3 protein-coding genes are annotated in these 3,842 nt (G+C 39.6%); 2 read left to right on the plus strand and 1 reads right to left on the minus strand.

Annotated elements, in window-relative coordinates; translation table 11 throughout:
• The coding region (locus ACXITR_RS01145) for a zinc ribbon domain-containing protein (RefSeq protein ID WP_457995397.1) at positions 1-313 on the plus strand (313 nt) is incomplete at its 5' end.
• Between the two features lie 221 nt (positions 314-534).
• On the opposite strand, the gene ACXITR_RS01150 is transcribed toward ACXITR_RS01145, so the two are convergent.
• A complete protein-coding gene (locus tag ACXITR_RS01150) occupies positions 535-2,445 on the minus strand; it encodes a long-chain fatty acid--CoA ligase (protein ID WP_457995398.1) in 1,911 nt (636 codons plus the stop codon).
• Positions 2,446-2,766: 321 nt separating this feature from the next.
• Between ACXITR_RS01150 and surE the strand changes: the two genes are divergently transcribed.
• Positions 2,767-3,558, plus strand: a complete 792-nt coding sequence (surE, locus tag ACXITR_RS01155) for a 5'/3'-nucleotidase SurE (RefSeq protein WP_457995399.1) — start codon at positions 2,767-2,769, stop codon at positions 3,556-3,558.
• The last annotated feature ends 284 nt before the right edge of the window (positions 3,559-3,842 follow it).

A 3,842-nucleotide genomic window follows, 5' to 3' on the forward strand; every position in this document is an offset into this window, starting at 1 on the left:
AGGAGGAATGTATATAGAAGTTCCTACTCGCAAAGTAAAACCCTCCCAGACTTGCCCTAAGTGTGGACATCAAAAGAAAAAGTCTTTATCTGAGAGGGTGCATAAATGCGAAAATTGCGGTTTTACTACTAATCGGGATACAGCTGCGGCAATGGTCATCGAAAATTACATCAGGGGTATGGAACGTGCCTCTTTAGACGCAGAGTCGTCAAGCTCTATCGAGTGTGGAAACATGAGACAACTTGGGGCGAAAAAGCAGATGTCTGCAAAGAAGCGTCAGAAACAGCAATCTCAGAGTAGCGGATTGCTGTAGTTCATTTAAGAAGAAAAGGAATTACGATTCGTAGTACCATTGACTGTGCCATTGCCATTGTTGCCATGGAAAATAATGTTATTCTCTATCATTGTGATCGAGATTTTGAAGCCATTGCTCAACATACTATTCTGAAGCAAAAAAAACTTTATCTTTCACAGGATTTGTAATAATAAATTGTGGTGAAATTCCCCACCAATATGGCAGGGATAGCTCAAAACCTAAAACATTGCGTCTATCATGTCTTGATAATGGTTAGTTACCACAGGACGCTTCACTTTCAGAGTTTGGGTCATCATACCATTCCCCATGGAAAAAGGCTCTAAAATTAACTCAAAAACGGCGATACGGTCATCAGCACGATAGCCCGGACGATTTTTGACCTCACGGGTCAACTCTTGCTTAAATAAAGCCAGAACCTCCTTAGAATAAAGATCACTATTTTCCACTTCCTCTCTAGGGGCGCCTACATCAGGAATTCTGAAAGAAACTTTATTTTCTTTTGCCCATGCACTTAAGGCTTCAAGGTTAGGTACAATCAAAGCACCCAAATATTTTTGATCTTGCCCTACCAACATAATTTGATCCACATAAGGACTGCGTAAGCAAACATCTTCTAGGGGTTGAGGCTCAATATTTTCCCCATTACTTAATACAATGGTATCCTTTGCCCTACCCGTGATTACAAGGTCATTATCGGGTGTCACCATCCCCAAATCGCCACTATCAAACCAACCATCTTCATTAATTGCCTTTGCCGTAGCTTCGGGTTTTTTATAATATCCTTGCATTACTTGAGTACCTCGAATAAAGACAAGTCCTCTTTGTCCTTGGGGTAAGGGAGTTTTAGTTTCAGGATCAACAATCATAATTTCTGTTTCCGGTAACGGTTGTCCAGAAGCACCAACAATATTACGATTTATCCGTCTGGCATTGGTTACGGGGGAGGTTTCAGTTAAGCCATAGCCCACCAAAAGGGGAATACCGACAATTTGAAAAAAGTTATCGATATGTTTTGCTAATGAACCACCACCACTAATCCATGCTTTTATGCTATTTCCTACCCCTTCTCTTACTTTTGTATAAACTAATTTATCCCCCAGTACATGGAAAGGATAGTAAACTATGGTTTTTAATGTTCCTACTAATTTATCCGTTGCGGTAGGGTTTAGGTTTTGTAGGTCTAATCCTAATTGGGCTCGTTTACCATCTAAGTAGCCCTGAGACATTCCTAGAAAGAAGTTAACTAATTTTTGTTTACCGCTATCACGGAAATTTTTTTGTACCCCTTCATAAATGGATTCCCACAGACGGGGAACACCAACCATATAGTTAGGTTTATAATCTTTTAAGTCCTGTTTAAAGTAGCGGATACTGGTATAAACTAAGGTTGCACCACGAGATAAGAGGAAATATTCGGCGGCTCTTTCGTAGGAGTGCCAACTAGGTAAAATGGTTAAAATGCGATCGCCCTTAGCTGGTTGAATAATGACCTCTAAATTACGCACCTGATGTAACAAATTGCGATGGGATAACATCACCCCCTTGGGTTTACCCGTAGTGCCTGAAGTATAAATAAGAGTAGCCAAATCATCAATTTCCCCTTCCACCATAGCAAAAGAAGAATCCACCCCCAACTCCATCAAAGCAGAAAAATTATATACAGGGCAAGGAAAGTCTCCGTCAAACACCTCATCGGAAAGTAAAACAACGACCTTGAGAGGATAAGTGTCTAATTCAGGGCGTAACTTTTCTAAACATTCTAAATCCTGAACCACCAAAGCCACACTATCACTATCATCCAAAATATAGAGTAACTCATTCTTTTCTGCCCCAGAAGAACGCACCGCATCCACTGCCCCAGCCATAATAATACCTTGATCTGCCATTAACCAACGGGGGCTATTATCCGCAAACAAACATACCTTACTCCCTTGTCCAATACCTAAACCTTGTAGTGCCGTGGCAAATTGCTTAATTTTACCGTACAATTCTTGATAAGTTAACTTTAACTCAGGTTTATTATGGGGATCATGCAATGCTAAGGTATCACCAAATTCTTGGGGAATAAAATCCCACATTTTGGCTAAAGACTTAATATCTAAATACTTGCTAGATTTTATATTATCCATAACTTTTAATTTTTTAATTTTATATGCTGTAATTGTACTTAGACGGCTGCAAACAGTCTAAAATGAGTAGGTAACACAGGATTTTTGTTAATGATCAAATTACAGATTTATTGTTTTACCTGATAATAAATATCATAATCTGATTATTTTCCTTTTACGTTTGCCCTAGGCAACAAATTAAATTGTCACAGTAAAGTTTTCTTTGGGTGATGGTTAAACAGTAGTACCACTGGGGTAGGCAAAAGGCAAGGGGCAAGGGGCAAGAGATAATAAAATAATTATCAATTATCAATTATCAACTATCGATTATCAATTATTTAGATGCGTATTTTAATCAGTAACGACGACGGTATTTTTGCCAAAGGAATTCGTACCCTAGCCGACACTTTAGCTAAGGCAGGACATGATGTAACGGTAGTAGCCCCCGACATTGAAAGATCTGCCACTGGTCATGGTTTAACCCTCCATCACCCCATCAGGGCTGAACAAATAGAGGGATTATATCACCCTAGTATCAATGCTTGGTCTTGTTCTGGGACTCCTTCCGATAGCGTAAAATTAGGACTAAGTGCCATTATGGGCGATCGCCCCGACTTCGTACTTTCAGGCATCAATCAAGGCTCTAACCTCGGCACAGACATTCTTTACTCAGGTACTGTTTCCGCCGCCATGGAAGGTACCATCGAAGGCATCACCAGCATCGCCCTTAGCCTAACCAGCTTCACCATCAGAGAATTTCAACCCGCCGCCAACTTCGCCCTCCAACTCATCGAGCAACTACGAGAAAAACCCCTCATCGACTCAACCCTTCTTAATGTCAATATTCCAGCACTGCCTGAATCAGAAATAGCAGGAATTAAAATTACCAGACAAGGATTAAGAAGATATGTAGAACACTTTCAAAAAAGATTAGATCCCCGTGGCAAGACTTATTATTGGTTAGCAGGGGAATTAGTAGAAGAACTAGATCAACCCGAACATATTTACCTACCCCCTGAATTACCCACCGACGTACAAGCCAATAAACAAAACTACATTACCATCACTCCTTTACAATATAACCTCACCGATGTAGTCATGGTCAAAGACTTACAAAGTCATTTAGGTGAATAGACAATAGCAGTGGTACTAATATCTTAAATACTGATTTATTTACATAATTCAGTCATACTCAATACCATGATTAAGCAATGCTAATCTTAACAAGGGGTTTTAATACCGAGAAAAAAGAGTGAGAAATAGCCACCTGTTTTAAGGGGTGGCAAAACGAACGTAGCAGAATTTATTCTGCCTGTGCCTTGTCCAAGCTAATACGATCAATATATGACTCAATTATTTGTGTCATAGTCATATCTTTTAATTGAGCATATTTTTTCAGTTTAAGAAATCTTTTCTCC

Source organism: Cyanobacterium sp., assembly GCF_054166785.1.

Excerpts from the sequence above, each read along its gene's own strand:
- surE (WP_457995399.1), top strand. The coding sequence starts at position 2,767 with ATGCGTATTTTAATCAGTAACGACGACGGTATTTTTGCCAAAGGAATT.
- ACXITR_RS01150 (WP_457995398.1), bottom strand. The coding sequence starts at position 2,445 with ATGGATAATATAAAATCTAGCAAGTATTTAGATATTAAGTCTTTAGCC.